This window comes from Gracilibacillus salitolerans, assembly GCF_009650095.1.
In the GTDB taxonomy this organism is placed as follows: Bacteria; Bacillota; Bacilli; order Bacillales; family Amphibacillaceae; genus Gracilibacillus; species Gracilibacillus salitolerans.
This window is the reverse complement of the sequence record NZ_CP045915.1, coordinates 1476913-1495427: the sequence shown is the minus strand read 5'-3', so window position 1 is coordinate 1495427 and position 18515 is coordinate 1476913. Positions and strand designations below refer to the sequence as shown.

19 protein-coding genes are annotated in these 18515 nt (G+C 37.5%); 8 read left to right on the top strand and 11 right to left on the bottom strand.

What is annotated here, in order from left to right:
- Positions 1–34: 34 nt before the first annotated feature.
- Complete coding sequence (locus GI584_RS07070; RefSeq protein ID WP_194842149.1) at positions 35–1207, bottom strand: ROK family transcriptional regulator; 1173 nt, start codon at positions 1205–1207, stop codon at positions 35–37.
- Between the two features lie 260 nt (positions 1208–1467).
- Between GI584_RS07070 and argH the strand changes: the two genes are divergently transcribed.
- Positions 1468–2865, top strand: a complete 1398-nt coding sequence (gene argH, locus GI584_RS07065; RefSeq protein WP_153790765.1) for an argininosuccinate lyase — start codon at positions 1468–1470, stop codon at positions 2863–2865.
- Positions 2866–3117: 252 nt separating this feature from the next.
- On the opposite strand, the gene GI584_RS07060 is transcribed toward argH, so the two are convergent.
- From GI584_RS07060 to GI584_RS07050, 4 genes are all read right to left on the bottom strand, one after another.
- A complete protein-coding gene (locus GI584_RS07060; protein ID WP_153790764.1) occupies positions 3118–3987 on the bottom strand; it encodes an ROK family protein in 870 nt (289 codons plus the stop codon).
- A gap of 78 nt (positions 3988–4065) precedes the next feature.
- The gene (locus GI584_RS23810) at positions 4066–4224 is read right to left on the bottom strand and encodes a hypothetical protein (RefSeq protein WP_194842148.1); all 159 of its coding nucleotides are present in this window, start codon (positions 4222–4224) and stop codon (positions 4066–4068) included.
- Between the two features lie 11 nt (positions 4225–4235).
- Positions 4236–5159 carry a prenyltransferase gene (locus GI584_RS07055; protein ID WP_100361343.1) on the bottom strand — a complete coding sequence of 308 codons (924 nt, stop codon included), beginning with the start codon at positions 5157–5159 and terminating at the stop codon, positions 4236–4238.
- A 14-nt stretch (positions 5160–5173) separates the two neighbouring features.
- Positions 5174–5659, bottom strand: coding sequence for a hypothetical protein (locus GI584_RS07050; protein ID WP_153790763.1), 486 nt, complete (start codon positions 5657–5659; stop codon positions 5174–5176).
- A gap of 94 nt (positions 5660–5753) precedes the next feature.
- On the opposite strand from GI584_RS07050, the gene GI584_RS07045 reads away from it, so the two are divergent.
- The gene (locus GI584_RS07045) at positions 5754–6053 is read left to right on the top strand and encodes a hypothetical protein (RefSeq protein ID WP_153790762.1); all 300 of its coding nucleotides are present in this window, start codon (positions 5754–5756) and stop codon (positions 6051–6053) included.
- Between the two features lie 85 nt (positions 6054–6138).
- Entirely contained in the window at positions 6139–7911 is a 1773-nt protein-coding gene (locus GI584_RS07040; protein ID WP_153790761.1) for an ABC transporter ATP-binding protein, read from the top strand.
- Positions 7912–8058: 147 nt separating this feature from the next.
- Here the strand turns inward: GI584_RS07040 and GI584_RS07035 are convergent, their stop codons facing one another.
- The 4 genes from GI584_RS07035 to csaA all read right to left on the bottom strand — a co-directional run bounded on the left by GI584_RS07035 (position 8059) and on the right by csaA (position 9791).
- Positions 8059–8259: a helix-turn-helix transcriptional regulator gene (locus GI584_RS07035; RefSeq protein ID WP_100361347.1), complete on the bottom strand. Its 201-nt coding sequence runs from the start codon at positions 8257–8259 to the stop codon at positions 8059–8061.
- Complete coding sequence (locus GI584_RS07030) at positions 8256–8768, bottom strand: DUF6773 family protein (protein ID WP_153790760.1); 513 nt, start codon at positions 8766–8768, stop codon at positions 8256–8258. The genes GI584_RS07035 and GI584_RS07030 overlap by 4 nt, the downstream gene beginning before the upstream one ends.
- Positions 8769–9241: 473 nt before the next feature.
- Positions 9242–9424, bottom strand: a complete 183-nt coding sequence (locus GI584_RS07025) for a hypothetical protein (RefSeq protein ID WP_228552360.1) — start codon at positions 9422–9424, stop codon at positions 9242–9244.
- Positions 9425–9461: 37 nt separating this feature from the next.
- Entirely contained in the window at positions 9462–9791 is a 330-nt protein-coding gene (gene csaA / locus GI584_RS07020) for a chaperone CsaA (protein ID WP_153790759.1), read from the bottom strand.
- Between the two features lie 466 nt (positions 9792–10257).
- Between csaA and GI584_RS07015 the strand changes: the two genes are divergently transcribed.
- From GI584_RS07015 to GI584_RS07000, 4 genes are all read left to right on the top strand, one after another.
- Positions 10258–12546: a ribonucleoside-diphosphate reductase subunit alpha gene (locus GI584_RS07015; protein ID WP_100361350.1), complete on the top strand. Its 2289-nt coding sequence runs from the start codon at positions 10258–10260 to the stop codon at positions 12544–12546.
- A gap of 274 nt (positions 12547–12820) precedes the next feature.
- Entirely contained in the window at positions 12821–13870 is a 1050-nt protein-coding gene (locus GI584_RS07010) for a ribonucleotide-diphosphate reductase subunit beta (RefSeq protein ID WP_153790758.1), read from the top strand.
- 14 nt (positions 13871–13884) lie between these two features.
- On the top strand, positions 13885–14331 hold the full coding sequence (locus GI584_RS07005; protein WP_321197186.1) for a flavodoxin domain-containing protein: 447 nt from the start codon (positions 13885–13887) through the stop codon (positions 14329–14331).
- 57 nt (positions 14332–14388) lie between these two features.
- Positions 14389–14817, top strand: a complete 429-nt coding sequence (locus GI584_RS07000) for a small multi-drug export protein (RefSeq protein WP_153790757.1) — start codon at positions 14389–14391, stop codon at positions 14815–14817.
- A gap of 35 nt (positions 14818–14852) precedes the next feature.
- Here the strand turns inward: GI584_RS07000 and GI584_RS06995 are convergent, their stop codons facing one another.
- On the bottom strand, positions 14853–15794 hold the full coding sequence (locus GI584_RS06995; RefSeq protein WP_153790756.1) for a TIGR03943 family putative permease subunit: 942 nt from the start codon (positions 15792–15794) through the stop codon (positions 14853–14855).
- A 13-nt stretch (positions 15795–15807) separates the two neighbouring features.
- Positions 15808–16806, bottom strand: coding sequence for a permease (locus tag GI584_RS06990; RefSeq protein ID WP_100361354.1), 999 nt, complete (start codon positions 16804–16806; stop codon positions 15808–15810).
- Positions 16807–17015: 209 nt separating this feature from the next.
- On the opposite strand from GI584_RS06990, the gene GI584_RS06985 reads away from it, so the two are divergent.
- A complete protein-coding gene (locus GI584_RS06985) occupies positions 17016–18473 on the top strand; it encodes a Na+/H+ antiporter NhaC family protein (RefSeq protein ID WP_100361355.1) in 1458 nt (485 codons plus the stop codon).
- Positions 18474–18515: the final 42 nt, after the last annotated feature.

Here is an 18515-nt window from a genome sequence, read left to right as displayed (position 1 = left end):
ATTTTAAAGGAACTAAGTCACTTTAAGACATACATTAAACTTTAAGTATTGATTCATGCTCTCTTAATAATAAGTAACCTGCACCTATTAGAGAGACGTCCTCAACATTTGTTATTACAATGTCTGTTTTTACCGGAAGATGTTTTTCTATGGTTGTTTCCAATGAAGTTAAATAGCTGTTCATCGACTTGGATATCCCCCCGCCTAAGATGATTAGCCCGGGATTAACAATCGATATGACATTTACTAGTGCATAAGCTAGGTGAGAGACGGATTCATTCACTATTTTAATAGCTGCTTCATCTCCTTCACTTGCCATAAGAAAAATCTTCTTTGCTGACAAGTCTTTTTTATCACGATTGTTTTCCTGTAAATGTCGAAGCATTCTTCGTGTAATAGAAGGTCCTCCAACATGGCTATCCAGAAAGCCATATCCATGAAAAGCGTAATCGTATTTTTCTTCTGCAGCGACTTTATCTGTAATCATGTAGCCGATTTCTCCTGCAGCATAAGAGGAACCTCGATACAGTTCTCCGTTAATAATAAGTCCACAACCAATCCCTGTACCAAGTGTAATCATTAAAAAGTTTTTATTGGTATTACCTGTACCTTTCCACTGTTCACCTAATGCAGCAACATTAACATCGTTATCGATATAAACAGGGTAAGGGAGAAGGCTTTCCAGTTGTTCCTTCAAGGGTGTGTTTTTCCACCCTATACTTGGTGCATCAATCACTATTCCTTTTTCTACGTCCGTTATTCCAGGGACGCCAACACCAACACCGTAAACCTTCTCAACATCGATCCTGTTTTTCTCTAATAGCTCCGTAACGGTTGTTGCAATTTTATTAACGAGATTATGTTCAACATATCTTTGGGTGTCAAAGGAAGTTTTGTCAGTTATGAATCCAATTAAATTCATGACGGCTATTTCGATAGAGGTCCCCCCTATATCGATTCCTACTATATAAAAAGCATCCTGATTGAAGTATATTTGGTATGGCTTTCTTCCCCCAGCAGAACTTGCCCGCTCACTTTCTTTTTCTCTAACCAATCCTTCTTCTAATAGTTCATCTACAATGTTAGATACGGTTGGTTTACTAATTAGTAATCCTTTTGCAATATCCGACCTAGAATAACCACCATTTTTCTTTATGTAATGTAAAACTCTTTTCTTATTTATCTGTTTTAATGAAGTCGAACCCACTTGGAATTCATGGCTGTAAGTAATTATGTCCCCCTCCATTCCTTAAATATGGTTACAAGCATCTTGTATGTTAGTTAAGTTTACTTATCAACTCAACCTTCATAATACTAAGAACTTTTTAACTTGTCAACGCTTTCAGTTGATTTATTTAAATTTTTTAAATATTCCTTTACAATCTGTAATGCTTTTAGTTAGAATGTTAGTAAGTAAGTGTTACTAACAAAGCTTCTACTATACTAAAATAATGAGGTGCTTATCATATGAACCACTTGAAAGAACAATTTCAAGCAGTGGAGGGAGTAAGCTTCCCCGGAAAAACATATGTAGAAGAACTGCTTAAACCTGTATTCGATGATCAGAAAGTACATTTATTCGAAGCAATGTTTAAAATTCATAAAGCACACACCACGATGTTAACAGAACAGGGCATTCTTACTAAAGATGAGTGCAAAAAAATTTTGGAAGGGGTTTCCCAGGTAGAGCATCTAGATAAAAATGAACTAAATTATTCAGCTGAATTTGAGGATTTCTTTTTCTTAGTAGAGTCAAAAATCGGTGAGCGGATTGGTGATGAGTTAGCAGGAAAAATGCATATTGCTAAAAGTAGAAATGACATGGGAGAAGCCATGTACCGTATTGTTATTAGAGATTATCTATTAAAAGCAATCCTTGATGCAAAACAATTAAAAGAAGTGATCCTTAAACAAGCTGAGCAACATATAGAAACCATCATGCCTGCCCATACACACACACAACCTGCCCAACCAACTACATTCGGTCACTATTTACTAGCCATCCATGATAATTTAGCAAGAGATATTGAGAGATTAAAACGTACATATCATACTGTAAACCAATCTCCAATGGGTGCAGTTGCCATTACGACTACTGGTTTTCCTATTAATCGGGAACGAATGGTAGAATTGCTTGATTTTGACGGTTTAGTAGAGAATTCCTATGATGCAATTGGGACAGGTGATTATTTAATAGAAGCAGCCCAATCTCTTATAAGTCTAATGACCAACATGGGCAGATGGATTCAAGAGTTTTTGCGAATGGCCTCCAAAGAAGTGGGCTTAATAAAAGTTTCCGACGCCTATGTACAGGTTAGTAGTATCATGCCCCAAAAAAGAAATCCTGTTTCCATTGAACATTCCCGTTCAATAGCAAGCAGTGCTGCTGCCGAAGGAATGGCTGTCGTACATATGATTCATAATACACCTTATGGAGATATCAATGATACTGAAGACGACTTACAACCCCATTTATATACAGGCTATCAAAAAGCAATAAGAGTTTTAAGAATCATGTACGCTGTTATATTAACCATGGACTTTAATAAGGAGCGTGCCTATCAACAAGCAAGAGAGAATATGATTACCATAACTGAACTGGCGGATGTACTCGCACGTGATTATGGTGTCTCCTTCCGGAAAGCACATAAGACTGCTAGTATCATTGCAAAAAAATCGGATGCAACTTGCTGCGAACTATATGAAATACCAGTGACCACCGTAAACCAATGGCTAGACGGGATAAACCTAAAAGACGAAGACTGGCAAGCCATCATTGACCCAAGAATATTTGTCCAGCGAAGAAGCATCACAGGCGGACCAAACCCAGACACAGTAAGACAAATGATAGAAAAGAGAAAATAGATAGAAGATAACACGTGGGACTACCTTGTCTCCTCAGCCTAACCATGGATCCATCACCATGCTCCAGAGAGACTATCTACCTATCTTCATACACTTAAAACCACCTTACTAGTGTAAGGTGGTTTTAAATTTTTATACCGATGTAGCCCCTTGTGTGCCATCAATTCTATAGTAAGAACCAAAAATAAATGATGCTTTGTCAGAAGCTAAGAAGATAATTAGATTGGCAAGAGTACTTACACAATAATAAAATTATTCCTGCATCGCCAAATATAATGCACCCTTCACACCTGCTTCATCTGTAAGGCCTGGAGGTACAATATAGTTATCGATTTCTTTTTCCGTTAAATATGGCGAACTAACATAACCATTAAGCATTTCTAGTACATTGTTTCGGATTAAAGGAAAGAGTTGTTGTTGTTTCATTACGCCACCGCCCATAATAATCCGCTCGGGTGATAGGATATAAATATAGCTAGTTAAAGCCTGTGCTAAATAAAAGGCTTCCATTTCCCAAACTTTTTGATCACCTGCTAATTCATGGCCTTTCTTCCCCCATCTTTTTTCTAGTGATGGACCAGCAGCAATACCTTCAAGACAGTCACCATGATATGGACAGGTTCCTTCATACTTATCTTCCGGATGACGACGGACTTTAATATGACCCATTTCAGGATGGGATAGTCCTTTTAATGTTTGACCATGGAAATACGCACCAGCACCGATTCCAGTACCGACTGTAATATACAAGCACGTATCCACATCTGTAGCACTTCCCCATTTTGCTTCTGACATCGCCGCTACGTTTACATCCGTATCAATGATAACTGGTACATCTAATCCTTCTTTTAATTTTGCACCAAGCGGGTAGTCAACCCAGTCTGTTTTCGGTGTTTTTTGTAATTGGCCATATGCCGGACTTGTTTCATTAATATCAATCGGACCAAATCCCCCAAGGCCAAGACGCTCGATACTTTTCCCTTCAAAGAAAGCTAGCACTTTGGGTACGGTAATATCAGGATGCTCTGTTGGAATAACTTCTTTTTCGAGAATTTCTCCTTGATCATTACCTACAGCTAAAACAAATTTTGTTCCTCCAGCTTCAATTGCACCTAACTTCAATATGGTTACCTCCCTAAAACTTTTGCTTTAACGACCATAAGGACAATTTGCCTTCTGCTTGTACCTCTACTGTTGCATTCAAAATATCAGTAAAGATACGTGAGATAAAGACAAGTTCCTCACCATTGTCGAATGCTGGTCGTGTTCATGTAATAGTTCGATTTTTTTATCAAAATCTATTGTAGCATAATCGAATAGCGTAATATATCCTTTTTCTCCAGTAATTTCATCTAGCATAAGCAGCTACTCTAAACTATCAGGCCAATAATCACTAACAAACTAAAGATAAAATGGTGAACAGCCGCTTGCTGCATCCCTTTCTTTAGTGTATTTGACTTAGGATGCATATGCCGAAATAATGATAGAGCTGATGGAAGCGCAAGTACCACGATTGAAGTCAAAAATGGCAGTAATCCGAGAAACATTAATACAAATACGGATGTATAAGCTGCGATGATAATACAAACCAGTAACCAATAAGCTTTTAGATGACCAAGCCGAATCGCAATCGTTTGTCTCGTTGACTGATCTTTGTCTATGTCACGCGTATTGTTAGTTAAAATCATCGATGCAATTAGAAAACAAAAAGGAAGTGCTAGCAATAGTGTCTCCCCTGTCACGGAACCTGTTTGGATATAGCTGGCGATCATAATGGGAAACCAACCTAATGAAAAGGTTGCCGCTATTTCTCCAAGTCCTAGTGTTGATAAGGAACGACGACCAGCGGAGTAAAAATAACCGAGCACTAAACCTGCTACACCAATCACGATAATCATCAAACTCGTTTGGATCGATAACCATAACGTCAAACTGGAAAACACTACTACTAGTCCAATAAATACAAAAGGAACCTGCTGTAAATATGGAGTAACTCCTATTTGACTTCGGGAAGTCTCGGACCATTTTCCTTCTTCTTGTCCTTTTAAAAAATCAAAGTAATCATTGAGCATATTGACCGCCATCTGTACCATAACTCCAATAAAAAGAAACAGTAGGAAATGTTCATAACGAATCGTTTGCCATTGCCCACCAGAAGCAATCAGCGTTCCATAAATCATTGGCATGATCGATCCGGTTAAAGTAGGCGGACGAATAATCTTCCACCAGCTTCCTTTAAATTCATACGTGTACTTCAATTGGCGATATCCAAATAAATCGATATACTTATCCATTGGATCCCTCTTTTCTAAATAATGACCATCAGCAAAATTAAGATAAAAAAGCCTAAACCTTCTATCGAAGAGATAAAAACTACTTTTACTATGCTAAAGTATAATAAGCGCGGATACCCTTTTTCAGCCATCTTCCAAATGATCTCCCGAGTTAACATCCGTATGAAAGCACGATAACCGATAAAAGTTCCCCATACTAAAGTACATAACCCAATGACGAGTGATGTAATCCACCATTTTCCGTAATAAGTAGTGAAAAGCATCTCCCATCTGTTAACTGTTCCACCAATTCCCATTAAAAAGCCCGTTATAATAACAGTGATACCTGCTATAGAGAATCCTTTATGACTCCATTTCATTAATTGCAGAAGAAATTGCTTTTGTCGCAAGACTGGCAAAACCCTTGTTGCAGGATAAACACCCCAAATAATAAAAAATAATCCACCTACCCATAGAATACCTGCGACAATATGAATCCATAATAATAGTGAGTTCATCATCGTTCCTCCACCTTCTTATTTACTATAGTAGCGGAACGAACGTGTAGAAACGTTGATTTATATCACAATTATGGAAAGGAATGAGAAAAATTTTATGGAGTCGTTTCTTATCATCGCTATTTTGACAGGAAGCTTGATTGTATTGTTGATGCATTGGGGTCTACTATTGTTGCAAATTGTATTCGCTATAGTCGTTACAAGCTTTCTTCCGACAGAGTGGTTTTTAGGGGCATTGGTAATACAAGCCTTATTTGGATTGTGGATTTTACAACAAGTCTTTCAAGCTGCATGGTATCAATATCAATTAGAATTAGAAAAAACACAGCGTATACCACAACATTATACTGAGGGAGGCAGATCAGGTATCAGAAAAAACTTTTTATCACGGCGCTAACCATCAGCAGGGGGTAAAACCCCCACTGTTGGAAAGAATTCTGCTATAATATGTTAGTCAATAACAATAAAGGAGTATCACTAACATGTTAAAGCAGTTTTTTTCTTATTATAAACCACATAAGCGACTGTTTATCATTGACTTTTCCAGCGCTGTGGTTGTTGCGATCTTAGAACTCGCCTTTCCAATTGCCGTGCAGTGGTTAATAGATGAATTATTACCTGGACGTGATTGGGATCTAATTGTCTCAGTCAGTATCTTATTATTTGCTGTCTATCTGCTCAGTACCTTCTTGCAATATGTTGTTAGTTACTTAGGACACAAACTGGGGATTAATATTGAAACAGATATGCGTGAGCAATTATTTACACACGTACAGCGCCAGTCATTTCGTTTCTTTGATAATACGAAAACTGGTCATATTATGAGTCGTATCACTAACGACTTATTTGATATCGGTGAGTTGGCACACCATGGACCAGAAGACTTTTTCATTGCGATTATGACCTTTACCGGAGCATTTTGGATAATGTTCACCATCAACCCGACACTTGCCCTGATTGCGCTAGTGATGGTACCACTGTTAGTTGCTCTAGTAACTTACTGTAATATCGCTATGAATAAAGCATGGCACCAAATGTACCACAATATAGCTGGAGTTAATGCCCGTGTCGAAGATGCTGTATCCGGAGTAAGAGTCGTTCAATCTTTTACAAATGAGGATTTTGAATTAAATCGATTCAATCAAGATAACGGCCTGTTCCGCAAAGCAAAAATTAAAGCCTACAAAGTCATGGCTGGAACACATTCAAGCATTTATATGATGACTCGCTTCCTTACCATAATTGTCCTTATTGTCGGGGCATGGTTAAGCTTTAATGGCAACTTAAGCTATGGGGAATTAGTCAGCTTTGTACTTTATACCAATGTTTTAATAAAACCGATAGATAAAATCAGTGCATTATTGGAATTGTATCCAAAAGGAATGGCTGGATTCCGCCGCTTCCAAGAAATATTGGCGAAAGAACCGGAAATTACGGATCATCCCAATGCGGTTGCCGTCGACAAGCTGACAGGGGATATTCGACTTAATCAGGTCGACTTTTCCTATGATGGTCACCAACAAGTATTAGAAAATATTAATTTACAGATCCATCCTGGAGAAACGGTCGCATTTGTCGGTCCTTCTGGTGCAGGGAAAACGACCATTTGCTCCTTGATACCAAGGTTTTATGATGTCATTGATGGTTCTATTACGATAGATGGAATCGATATTCGTAAAATGACGAAAAAGTCATTACGCTCTCAAATCGGTATTGTACAGCAGGATGTCTTTCTTTTTACCGGAACTGTTAGGGAAAATATCGCCTATGGCAATCAAGAGGCCACAGATGAAGAGATTATCGATGCTGCGAAAAAAGCACATCTGGATCAGGTTATTGCTGATTTACCAGATGGGTATGATACCCAAATCGGTGAACGTGGCTTAAAACTATCAGGTGGGCAAAAGCAACGATTGGCAATTGCTCGCACATTCTTAAAAAATCCACCCATATTAATATTAGATGAAGCAACGTCCGCCTTAGACACTGAAACAGAACGAATGATACAGCAATCACTGGATCAGCTTGCGGAAAACCGCACGACGTTGGTAATTGCACACCGATTAGCGACGATCAAAGATGCTGATCGTGTAGTAGTCGTAACAAATGATGGCATCGCCGAAGAAGGCAGTTACCAGGAGCTATTAGCAAAAAACGGAGTTTTCGCACGATTGCATAAGATTCAATATGAAGATAAGAAAAGCGTAGAACGCCCGTTTAGCGACGTATGGACTGGACCGAACCGTAGGAGATAAAGGAAATACGATGAGCTGAAAGCGAATTGATATTGACTTATCGTACGCAGGTGAGGGAAGTCACACTAGTCGCTGGGCGTTCGAAGCTAGACATCTCTGCTGATTATTCCTTCTTTACTTAAAATCAAGACTAAGTGCGTCAGGCACTTAGTCTTCTTTTTGCCAAAATAATTCATCTAGCGTTTTATTTAATGTTTTACAAATCGAAATACACAGCTGAAGGCTCGGATTATATTTTCCTTGCTCAATTAAGCCAATCGTTTGCCTGGTAACACCCACTTTTTCTGCTAATTCAGCCTGTGATAAATCATGTTCCACTCTTGCCACTTTCAGCTTGAGATTTTTCATGATTCGTCATCCTCTAACTGTTTTTCCACTGCCTTATCACTTTGTTTTTTCGCAGAAGAATAACTTACAGCCAATACTAGAACAAGAAAAGGAATATAAAACATAATGGACGCTACAAACGTAATGAAGAAATATTTAATTGCTTCTAATTGACTATCTGCGTAACTGTATGCACTATTGATACCAAAAAATAGTGCCAGTAAAAGTCCTACTACAACCCCTATAGTAATGGTTTTAGTCTGATAGCTCCATTTGCTTTTATTGTCGTGTATCTCGACTTCAGCAGAAAATAGCCCTTTTTGCGATGCACGGACACCATAATAAATCCCTGCCACGACAAATATAGCCATTTCGGTTGCCACATGTTCCATTTCAAAACCATAAACAAAAAATTTGTACACTACCGAAACTAAACAAACGATATAGATTAACAGATAAATTTCTCGATAAATCTTGTTTTGCTCATTAATGACACGTTCATCTTGGATTTTATTTTTGAAAAAGTTCATCACTGTTCCTCCCATTTAATATTATACCTTTATTATACACAATAATTAACTTTTTGCAATATATATTTTACATTACGTTAATTATATATTATTTAAAGCAATATTATCAACAAAAAAAAAAAAAAAAAAAAAGAGGCTGGGACATATCAATTATTTTCCACTTCAAACACGAATGTTGTAATAAATAAACATGAAGAAAAGGAAGATTATGCGCAGTAACTGATGATGTATAACTATTGAGCAAAGTGGTAATTTTGAAATGAATAATATGCTTTAACAATCGATACGGCAGCGAGAGCGGTTGCTTAGCAGTCACAACTTTTCAATATAACCGCAAAAGTTAGTGAACATTTTCCTTCTTTTATGCAATTGAAAAATCCGAATGATAACAAATTATGTTCGTAGAATTTGAAACATCGTTCGGATTTCACTTTTATCAAATTACTTTTTTCCCAGCCTCGTCTTATTATGTATTAATCATTTTTTATAGCAACGAACGATAACCTACCACCTACATAGGCAGATACTCCACACAAAATGATAAAGACTATTGATTTCCAATTAAATTCAGGAACAGCAAACTCAAAAATAGCTAGCACAAGTACTACAAAACAAGTCATAAACAATACTTGTGAAGCACTCCACTTTTTGTTCAATTTTATCGCTCCTCTCCAAATATTGAAACGCTTTCTCCTATGATATTTTGCTGCCGTTTTCCACTTTCTCATCTGGTCTTATTAAGACCACATCATCTACCCCTGTTACTCCACCTAGTACCAACACCTCTGATTTAAAGCCGGCAATTCTTAACGGAGGAAAATTAACTACTGCAGCCACTTGTCTGCCGATCAACTGCTCTGGATTATACCTCTTTGTAATTTGTGCTGAGGATTGTTTTACACCAATCTCACCAAAGTCAATTTTCAACTTAATCGCTGGTTTCCTCGCTTCTTTAAAATCTTCTGCTTCTATCACTGTCCCAATTCGTAAATCTAACTTTGTAAAATCATCAAAAGTAGCCATTTATCATCACCTCAGTTATTAGTTTTGATCCACTTTTCTATTTAAGCAAATGCTTTTTTATCACTTAAAATATCCATCATGGTCAGCATCTTCGATCCCTTTTTTTGTCATTTTTCGATATTATTTTTATTATACCATTTTTTACTATTTTTTATAAAAAGTATAGTTTATAAAATTTGCTACTTAGGTCCCAATCATATATAGTAGACCTCTCTGTATCAACTTTTCTTTGATAGTTTTAATAGATTTCAATAAATTTTACACAAATTTTTTGGTTGTCAAAAATCAGCTTATGAGATAAAATACAATATATAGACAATCACCAAGTAAAAAACATCAATATATTGTATTCACAGCATCAACACTGTGGAAACTTGATTTTTCGCGGTTTAGTTTATTACATATCTATATCAGCATTTAATCGCTCCATCATGAGCGCTTTTATTATGTATTTGGAGGTTTTTTCATGACAACAGAAGTTAAATCTATTAAACAATCAGTCACAAAAGCTTTACAAGAAGCAGAAGAAAAATATGGATTAGATACGAAGGATATTCAAAAACGTATCGAAGAATCTGCAAAATCTGACAAAGATACGACACAAGAAGCTTTATTCTATTCCTTGAACCGAATCTCTATGGATAAGCCAAAATGGACTTTTGTTGCGGCTCATTTCCATTTAAATCAATTATACGAAGAAGCAGCACAAAATCGAGGGTATGACCCCGCTCAAAAATACGGCGATTTACATCAATTAATTAAGGTACTAACAGACAAAGGAATCTACAGTGCCGACATCCTTACTCATTATAGCAAAGAAGAGATTAATCAACTACAACAAGCAATTGATCCAGAAAAAGACTCACTCTTCAACTACATAGGGCTTTTTCTACTAGCAGATCGTTATATAGCAAGAGATCATGACCGTAACTTATTTGAGTTGCCACAAGAACGATTTATGATTATTGCCATGACACTAATGCAAAACGAAGCACCTGAAAAACGAATCGAATTAGTGAAGGAAGCTTATTGGGCATTAAGCAACTTATATATGACAGTGGCAACACCTACCCTATCCAATGCAGGTAAAAGCTATGGTCAGCTGTCTTCCTGCTTTATCGACACCGTAGACGATTCATTAGACGGCATTTATTTAAATAACTGGGATATTGCACGTCTAAGTAAAGATGGCGGTGGAATCGGTATTTATTATGGTAAAGTTCGTGCGCTAGGATCAGATATTAAGAAATTCAAAGGCAATTCATCTGGTGTTGTACCGTGGATTCGCTTAGTGAACGATACAGCGGTCAGTGTTGATCAATTAGGTCAACGTCAAGGTGCCGTGGCGATCTATCTGGATGCTTTCCATAAAGACATTATGAACGGTTTCTTAGACCTAAAGACAAATAATGGTGATGAACGTCGTAAAGCACACGATATCTTTACAGGTGTATCTATTCCGGATTTATTTATGGAACAATTACAAGAAACAGATGCTCAAGGAAAAAGTATTGGTGAGTGGCATACTTTCTGTCCACATCAAGTAAAACAAATCATGGATTGGAAAGACGAAAATGGCAATCCACTTGGTCTAGAAGACTTTTATGATGAAAATGATAACAAATATTTTACAGAGAAGTATTGGGAAGCAGTAAATCATCCATTATTACCTAGAAAAACATATCGGGCGATGGATATTATGGCACGTATTATGATCGCTCAATTAGAAACCGGAACACCATATATGTTCTATCGTGATGAAGTCAATCGTCAAAACCCGAATAAACATAAACGAGGGATCGGTAAAACATCTATCTATTGCAGTAACTTATGTACGGAAATAGCACAAAACATGTCACCGACAACAATCTCTAAAGAATATCAAGATGAAGAAGGTAATATTATCATTGTTCGTAAACCTGGTGATTTTGTTGTTTGTAATTTATCATCCATTAACTTACCAAACGCGGTTCGTGAAGAAGTATTGGATCGATTAATTTCTATACAAGTTCGCATGTTAGACAATGTTATTGATTTAAATACTATTTCAGTCGGCCAAGCACAGGTAACAAACAAAAAATATCGTGCTGTAGGTCTCGGTACTTTCGGTTGGCATCACCTGCTTGCACTAGAAAGCATACATTGGGAAACAGAAGAAGCTGTCGAATACGCAGATAAAGTGTACGAAGATATTGCCTATTACACCATCAAAGCATCGATGGAATTAGCAAAAGAAAAAGGTGCCTACTCCGAATTTGAAGGCTCTGAATGGCAAACCGGTGTCTATTTTGACAGAAGAGACTATCATTCAGACCGCTGGAACAAGTTACGCGAAGAAGTGGCTGCAAATGGTGTTCGCAACGGCTGGTTAATGGCTGTAGCTCCCAACTCTTCTACTGCAAAAATCGGTGGCTCTACTGATGGAATTGATCCATTATATGCAGTGGAATTTGCGGAAGAAAAGAAAAACTTCAAATTTAAAGTTACGGCGCCAGACCTAGATCATGTAACATACAACTATTACCGTCGTGCACGTCACGAGCTCGATCAAGTATGGAGTATTAAACAAAATGCCAAAAGACAACGTCACGTTGATCAAGCAATCAGCTTTAACTTCTATGTACGTCATGATATTAAAGCGAAAGAATTATTAAACTTACACATGGCAGCATGGGAAAACCGTTTAAAAACAACCTATTATGTTCGAAGTACTTCCCAAACGGAAATCGAAGAATGTGAAGCATGCCATAGTTAAGAAGAAAAGCATAGTGCGCCCGCTTAGAAACGTAGCGACTTCAGAATCAACTGAGATAAAGGAATCACGGTGAGCTTGCGAGCCGATGTTGACTTATCGTAGGACGATTCGTGAAGTCGCCTAGTTTCTGGGCGCCTCGGAGCTAGACAACAAATGCGTGAATTTTATACTTTCTTATCTTTCAAGAAAAGATAAATAAACCATTTACTGGATGCCGTTGCAGAATTACGGTATCCACCATCAATATTTTTATCCTATGTGGGAGGACCTGGAAATGACACAAGTCGATCAATCTTTATCAAAAATCAAACTATTAAATCCTACTTACCCAAATAAAGCAACTGGAATTATTAACGGTGAGTCTTCCGGACTATTAAACTGGAATGACATCGCATATCCACAAATGTATGACTTATATCAGACATTACTGGCCAACTTTTGGAAAGCACAAGAAATCAATATGCAAGATGACATCAAACAATGGGATAACTTATCCGAAACAGAAAAAGATGTTTTCTTACGTATAAATACACAGCTTGCATCACTTGACAGTCTGCAAACACCAACGATGACACATGTGATGGATTATGTAACAGATTCCAGCTTCAAAGCAATATTCGCTGTTATTTCACAGCAAGAAGCGGTACACAATGAATCCTACTCTTATATTTTGAGCTCTCTTGTACCATTACGTGAACAAAATGAGCGCTTTGATCAAGCCAAAGAAGATCCAATGGTTCGTAAGAGAAATCAATTGATTCTGGATAGCTATGAAGCGTTCCGTGAAAATCCGACACCACAACGCTTATTTGAATTGGCTATTAACTCTATTAATTTAGAAGGTATTTATTTTTATGCAGGATTCGCCTTCTTCTATCATTTGGCTCGCCAGCAAAAAATGTTAAAAACAAGTACAATGATCAGTTATATTCAACGTGATGAAATGCAGCACGCCTATTTCGTATCACAATTCGTCCGGATTCTGCTTACAGAAAACCCCGAGCTTAATACGGAAGAGAATATCCAATATGCCTATCAAACTGTGGATAAGGCCGTACAGTTAGAAAAAGAGTGGGCAGATTACATTTTGAAAGATATTGAAGGAATTGATCTAGATGAATTCCACGGCTATGTAGAGTATTTAGCTAACAAACGTTTCCGCCAAATCGGCTTGGACAACTATTATCCTGAACGTGACAACCCAATGGAATGGATTCATGTCTTCAGTGATGAAATGATGAACGAAACCAAATCAGACTTTTTCGAGCAAAAGTCCCGTACTTATACGAAAGTATCATCATCTAACGGTTTCGACGAATTATAATAAGGAGGCTTTTCATGATGAAAGCTGCGATTATTTATACATCTGTTACAGGTAATACCTCTACTCTGGCAGATATCATTTGTGACACTATGAATAAGCATCATATCGAAACAGACCTGATTCCTGTCGATGAATTCCATCCGGAACAGCTGCACAACTATGATATCGTTACTGTCGGTACGTATTCATGGGACAATGGTGAACTTCCAATGGAAATGGAAGAAGTCTTTGAAGCATTTGAAGAGGAAGAGGTAAAACATATTACCACAGGTGTATTTGGAACAGGAGACAGCTTCTATCCTTATTATTGTGGAGCGGTAGACATTTTTAGAGATATGCTTTATGTTCATACTAATCTTGCAGTTACCTTAAAAGTAGAATTAACACCGCAAGACGAAGATCTTCACCGATGCGAAAAATTTTGTGATCGATTAGCAAGTGAATTTGCAGTAGTTTCATAGCTTTAAAAGTTGATGTTGTAAAAACATCAACTTTTTTCATGGAAGGAGAATGGCAGAATGTTAGAATATGTACTTATTTTTTTAGGTGCTGCACTACCTTGGTTTGAAATTGCTCTCGTGATTCCACTTGGCATTGTAACAGGATTAAATCCCCTTCTCGTTATCTTGGTCGCTTTCATCGGAAATATGGCAACCATACTAGCCTTAATTTTCGGTTATGATAAATTCAAGCTGTGGCTAGCCAAAAGGCAAGAGAAACAAAACAAACGCGAAGATAGAGCACGCAATCTTTTGAATAAATACGGGCTACCGGGCATGGTGTTGCTAGGACCAATCCTAATTGGTTCTCATATCGCTGCCTTTATCGGTATGACACTAGGCGCAACAAAACAAGCAACCTTAGTCTGGTCTACTTTCAGCATTGGAGCTTGGTCATTAGCATTTGGAGTATTAACCGCATTAGGGTTTGACTTTTTCACCAATTAAATCAAGGATCAGTGGAACTCACTGATCCACATCCATTATTCGACAATCTCTATATTTATAGGGTATACATAAGGCTGGTCGGGTTCTTCAATTGTTTCTACATCAGTTACTTCGATAACCGGTATTTGGGAACCTTGATAATCTGTTAGTTGAATCGTTCCTGTTACGTCTAACCATGTATTATCTTCGATGTTTTTTGCCTGATCAAATTCGGTTAAGAAACCTATTAATCCTGCATCTGCCACACAATGTGTAATCAAAAAGCGACCGATTACTAATTGCTCCGCTGAAAAACCTTCTTCACGATATACAAATCCTGATAAGCTTACCCTTGTTCCTTGCAACTGTTCGGTATTCGCCATTATTTCTTGATAATACGTTGAAAAGAGCGTTTCCCCCATTTCTATATGTGTCTGTAGCAAAATATCAGAACGCAATTGATCATATTCGGTCTTTTTAATCGTGTTTTTATAGATATTCGGATCTATCGGATTATCATCACCTGCCGGTTGTTCTGTCCCAGGAGGAACTTCATCTGGTGTCTGTGTTTCAGCTAGTTCATCTTGTGACGATTCCTCTTGTTCCGCTTGTCTTGTAATCGATAGTGTCGCACCTTTATTTTTCGCAATCGATGCATCTAAGCTCGATAGTGGTAATAACATACCTGACGCAATAGGAAAAACGATAATCATATAACTAAAAACTTTTTTTAGATTCATTGGTTGATCGCCATGATCATGATGGTGGTCATGGCCTCCCTCATGATGGTGATGTTCTGCTTTTGTTCCAAATGTAAACACTCGATGCATTTGAACTAAAAATAACAATAGAAATAGTGAAGCCCCAATTTGACTTAAGGTTTCATATTTCGGGTTAATCAACTTTAAGATGTCACCACTAACGTGTAATCGGAAAATAAAGATGGTGAAAAATAATAGGATCGTAGCGCGTAATAGTTGTTGTCCATTTAATTTCATGCTGCTGCCCCCCTTAAATAAATCCTTGCAACAGACTGATCAGAATAAAAACTGTGACCGTTACAATACCTACAAAAATCAATACAAACCTAGTCTTAAACACACTTAACATCATAAATGTATTTTTCAAATCTATCATAGGTCCATAAATGAGAAAACCTAAAATAGATGCTTGCGGGAATATATTGGAGAACGATGCACCGATAAAAGCATCTGCCTCAGAACATAATGATAGTAAATAAGCTAATCCCATCATAACTACAAGAGACGCAACATGGCCCTCCCCTATACTAACTAACAAATTGGTAGAAACATATACTTGTACAAATGCAGCTAAAAAAGCACCAATAATTAGGTATTTCCCCATATCAAAAAATTCGTCCACCGCGTGTAATAACGTTTTGCCCACCTTTTCTAAGAAGGATTGGTTATCAGTGTCTGCTTGACAACTGGATATTGTTGTTGCGTGTGCTTTCAGCTGATTGCTTTGAAATAGCAAGCTAATGATAATACCGATAACGAGTGCAATAAGGAAGCCTATTCCCATCCGTAAGAGCGCGATTTTCAAATCATTTCCAAACGCCATATATGTAGAAAAGATCACGATTGGATTGATTAATGGCCCTGTTAATAAAAATCCTATCCCTGCATAAATCGGAACACCCTTGGCAATCAGTCTTCTAACAATCGGAACAATCCCACATTCACAAGCAGGAAAAAGACCACCAACAACACAACTCATAAAGACGGCGGCATATTTATTTTTAGGAATCCATTTTTTTAACTGATCTTCTGTAATAAATATTTGAATAATTCCCGCAATAATCACACCTATTAAAACAAACGGTAATGCTTCTATTAAAATACTTAAAAAGATGGTATTCAGATGATAAAAGGAATCTGGTAACTCCATAATGGAGAAGGTATCACTAAAGGTAAATACATATACGACCATAACAAACAGCAATAAAATAGCAGAATCAATAATCAGTGAAGGTAAACTTTTTCTCATAATATTCTCCTTTTTGTCTTCATCTACCATTATATCTATGTAATAAATAGAATTCTAGAATCCATCCGACAAAATAAATCGTAATCATTTCGATTATATACACCCTTTCTAATTAATGCAATATAATGAAGGAAAAAATCATACTTATTCGTTACTTAAATATGATACAATATTAAAGGCTTTTTATATAAGTGAAGGAGGAAATCTATATGGAGCAAGATAGTCAATTATCGCGCGCAACAGGAAATTCAAAAATGAATAAACTGGATTTTCGCTTAGGCGCATTTGGCGCAGCAGTTCCGTTATTATTTTTCGTCATATGGGCGATCACTACTAGTGTATTACAATTATCTTCCGAAATTGGCCTTGTCCTTGGTGCTATTTTTGGAATTACCCTAGGATTATTTTTCTGTAAAAGTAAATGGGCAGATTATGCACAAGGATTATTTGATGGACTAGCCCAACCGATTGGTGTAGTAGCAATGGTTGCATGGTTTTATGCAGGAATGTTTGCTCAAGTATTGCAAGTTGGCGGATTGGTTGAAGGTCTTGTCTGGATCGGTATAATTACCGGGTTCACGGGAGGTCTCTTTGTTGGATTGACCTTTATATTGGCTGCCACATTCTCGACTGCAGTTGGTACTGGTTATGGTACAACGGTTGCTTTTTGTACCTTAATGTTCCCGGCTGGGGTAGCAACAGGGGCAGATCCGACCATTTTATTTGCAGCGATTCTTGCTGGAGCGGTATTCGGGGACAACCTAGCACCTGTTTCAGATACAACGATTGTATCGGCAACAACACAAGATGCCGATGTACCAGGTGTTGTAAAAAGTCGTTTTAAATATGCGATTATTGCCGCTATTCCAACGTTGATTATCTTTATTATATTTGGCGGTGGTGGTTCAATCGAGAACCAAGCAAGTATTGAGGCTTCCACTAATCCCAGTGGGTTATTAATGCTTATACCGTTTGTTGTGGTACTATTTTTAGCCATATCAGGCCATCATATCATCACTTCTTTAACATGGGGAATCTTAACAGCAATAGTAATGCTTGTACTATTCCCTGTAGGTTCGTTTAGTGATGTGATTCGTTTCAACCCTGATTCAGATAATATAATCGAAGGTGCACTTATTAATGGTATTGTCGGGTATATCAATATGGCAATCTTAATTTTATTAATAGTTGCCGCAGCGCATTTATTACGGCTAGGTGGTACCATGGAGGTAATTACATCTACACTTGTTAAATGGATTAAAAACTCTGTTCGTCGTGCTGAAGTTTCCATGTGGGCGATCGTTGCTTTACTAAACAGTGCGATTACCATTAATACGGCTGCCGAAATTGCAGCGGCACCATTTGTTCGTGAAATTGGTGAAAAATATAAGATCCACAGTTATCGTCGTGCGAATATGCTGGATGCTATCACTTCAGCATTAGGTTATATTTTCCCTTGGGGAGCACCAGTATTGCTCGGTTGGTCCACGATCAGCATGATGCAGGAAACATACGAATGGCTGCCGATTGTTTCGCCAACAGCAGTTTTCCCATTTGTATTCCAAGGTTGGTTCCTTGTGATTGTCATGCTAGTTGCGGCATTAACAGGCTGGGGGCTACGTTATCAAGGTAAAAATGGGGAAGAACTAAAACAGCCTCCTAAATAAGTGATTATTGGCGAGATACCCTTACTTTTCTCGCAACCAGAA

Bases quoted from the DNA above. Each gene is read 5' to 3' on its own strand.
- GI584_RS07015 (WP_100361350.1), top strand. From the start codon at position 10,258: ATGACAACAGAAGTTAAATCTATTAAACAATCAGTCACAAAAGCTTTA.
- argH (WP_153790765.1), top strand. From the start codon at position 1,468: ATGAACCACTTGAAAGAACAATTTCAAGCAGTGGAGGGAGTAAGCTTC.
- GI584_RS06995 (WP_153790756.1), bottom strand. From the start codon at position 15,794: ATGAAATTAAATGGACAACAACTATTACGCGCTACGATCCTATTATTT.
- GI584_RS07040 (WP_153790761.1), top strand. From the start codon at position 6,139: ATGTTAAAGCAGTTTTTTTCTTATTATAAACCACATAAGCGACTGTTT.
- GI584_RS23810 (WP_194842148.1), bottom strand. From the start codon at position 4,224: ATGCTAGATGAAATTACTGGAGAAAAAGGATATATTACGCTATTCGAT.
- GI584_RS07045 (WP_153790762.1), top strand. From the start codon at position 5,754: ATGGAGTCGTTTCTTATCATCGCTATTTTGACAGGAAGCTTGATTGTA.
- GI584_RS07055 (WP_100361343.1), bottom strand. From the start codon at position 5,159: ATGGATAAGTATATCGATTTATTTGGATATCGCCAATTGAAGTACACG.
- GI584_RS06990 (WP_100361354.1), bottom strand. From the start codon at position 16,806: ATGAGAAAAAGTTTACCTTCACTGATTATTGATTCTGCTATTTTATTG.
- GI584_RS07050 (WP_153790763.1), bottom strand. From the start codon at position 5,659: ATGATGAACTCACTATTATTATGGATTCATATTGTCGCAGGTATTCTA.
- GI584_RS07005 (WP_321197186.1), top strand. From the start codon at position 13,885: ATGATGAAAGCTGCGATTATTTATACATCTGTTACAGGTAATACCTCT.
- csaA (WP_153790759.1), bottom strand. From the start codon at position 9,791: ATGGCTACTTTTGATGATTTTACAAAGTTAGATTTACGAATTGGGACA.
- GI584_RS07030 (WP_153790760.1), bottom strand. From the start codon at position 8,768: ATGAACTTTTTCAAAAATAAAATCCAAGATGAACGTGTCATTAATGAG.
- GI584_RS07000 (WP_153790757.1), top strand. From the start codon at position 14,389: ATGTTAGAATATGTACTTATTTTTTTAGGTGCTGCACTACCTTGGTTT.
- GI584_RS06985 (WP_100361355.1), top strand. From the start codon at position 17,016: ATGGAGCAAGATAGTCAATTATCGCGCGCAACAGGAAATTCAAAAATG.
- GI584_RS07010 (WP_153790758.1), top strand. From the start codon at position 12,821: ATGACACAAGTCGATCAATCTTTATCAAAAATCAAACTATTAAATCCT.
- GI584_RS07035 (WP_100361347.1), bottom strand. From the start codon at position 8,259: ATGAAAAATCTCAAGCTGAAAGTGGCAAGAGTGGAACATGATTTATCA.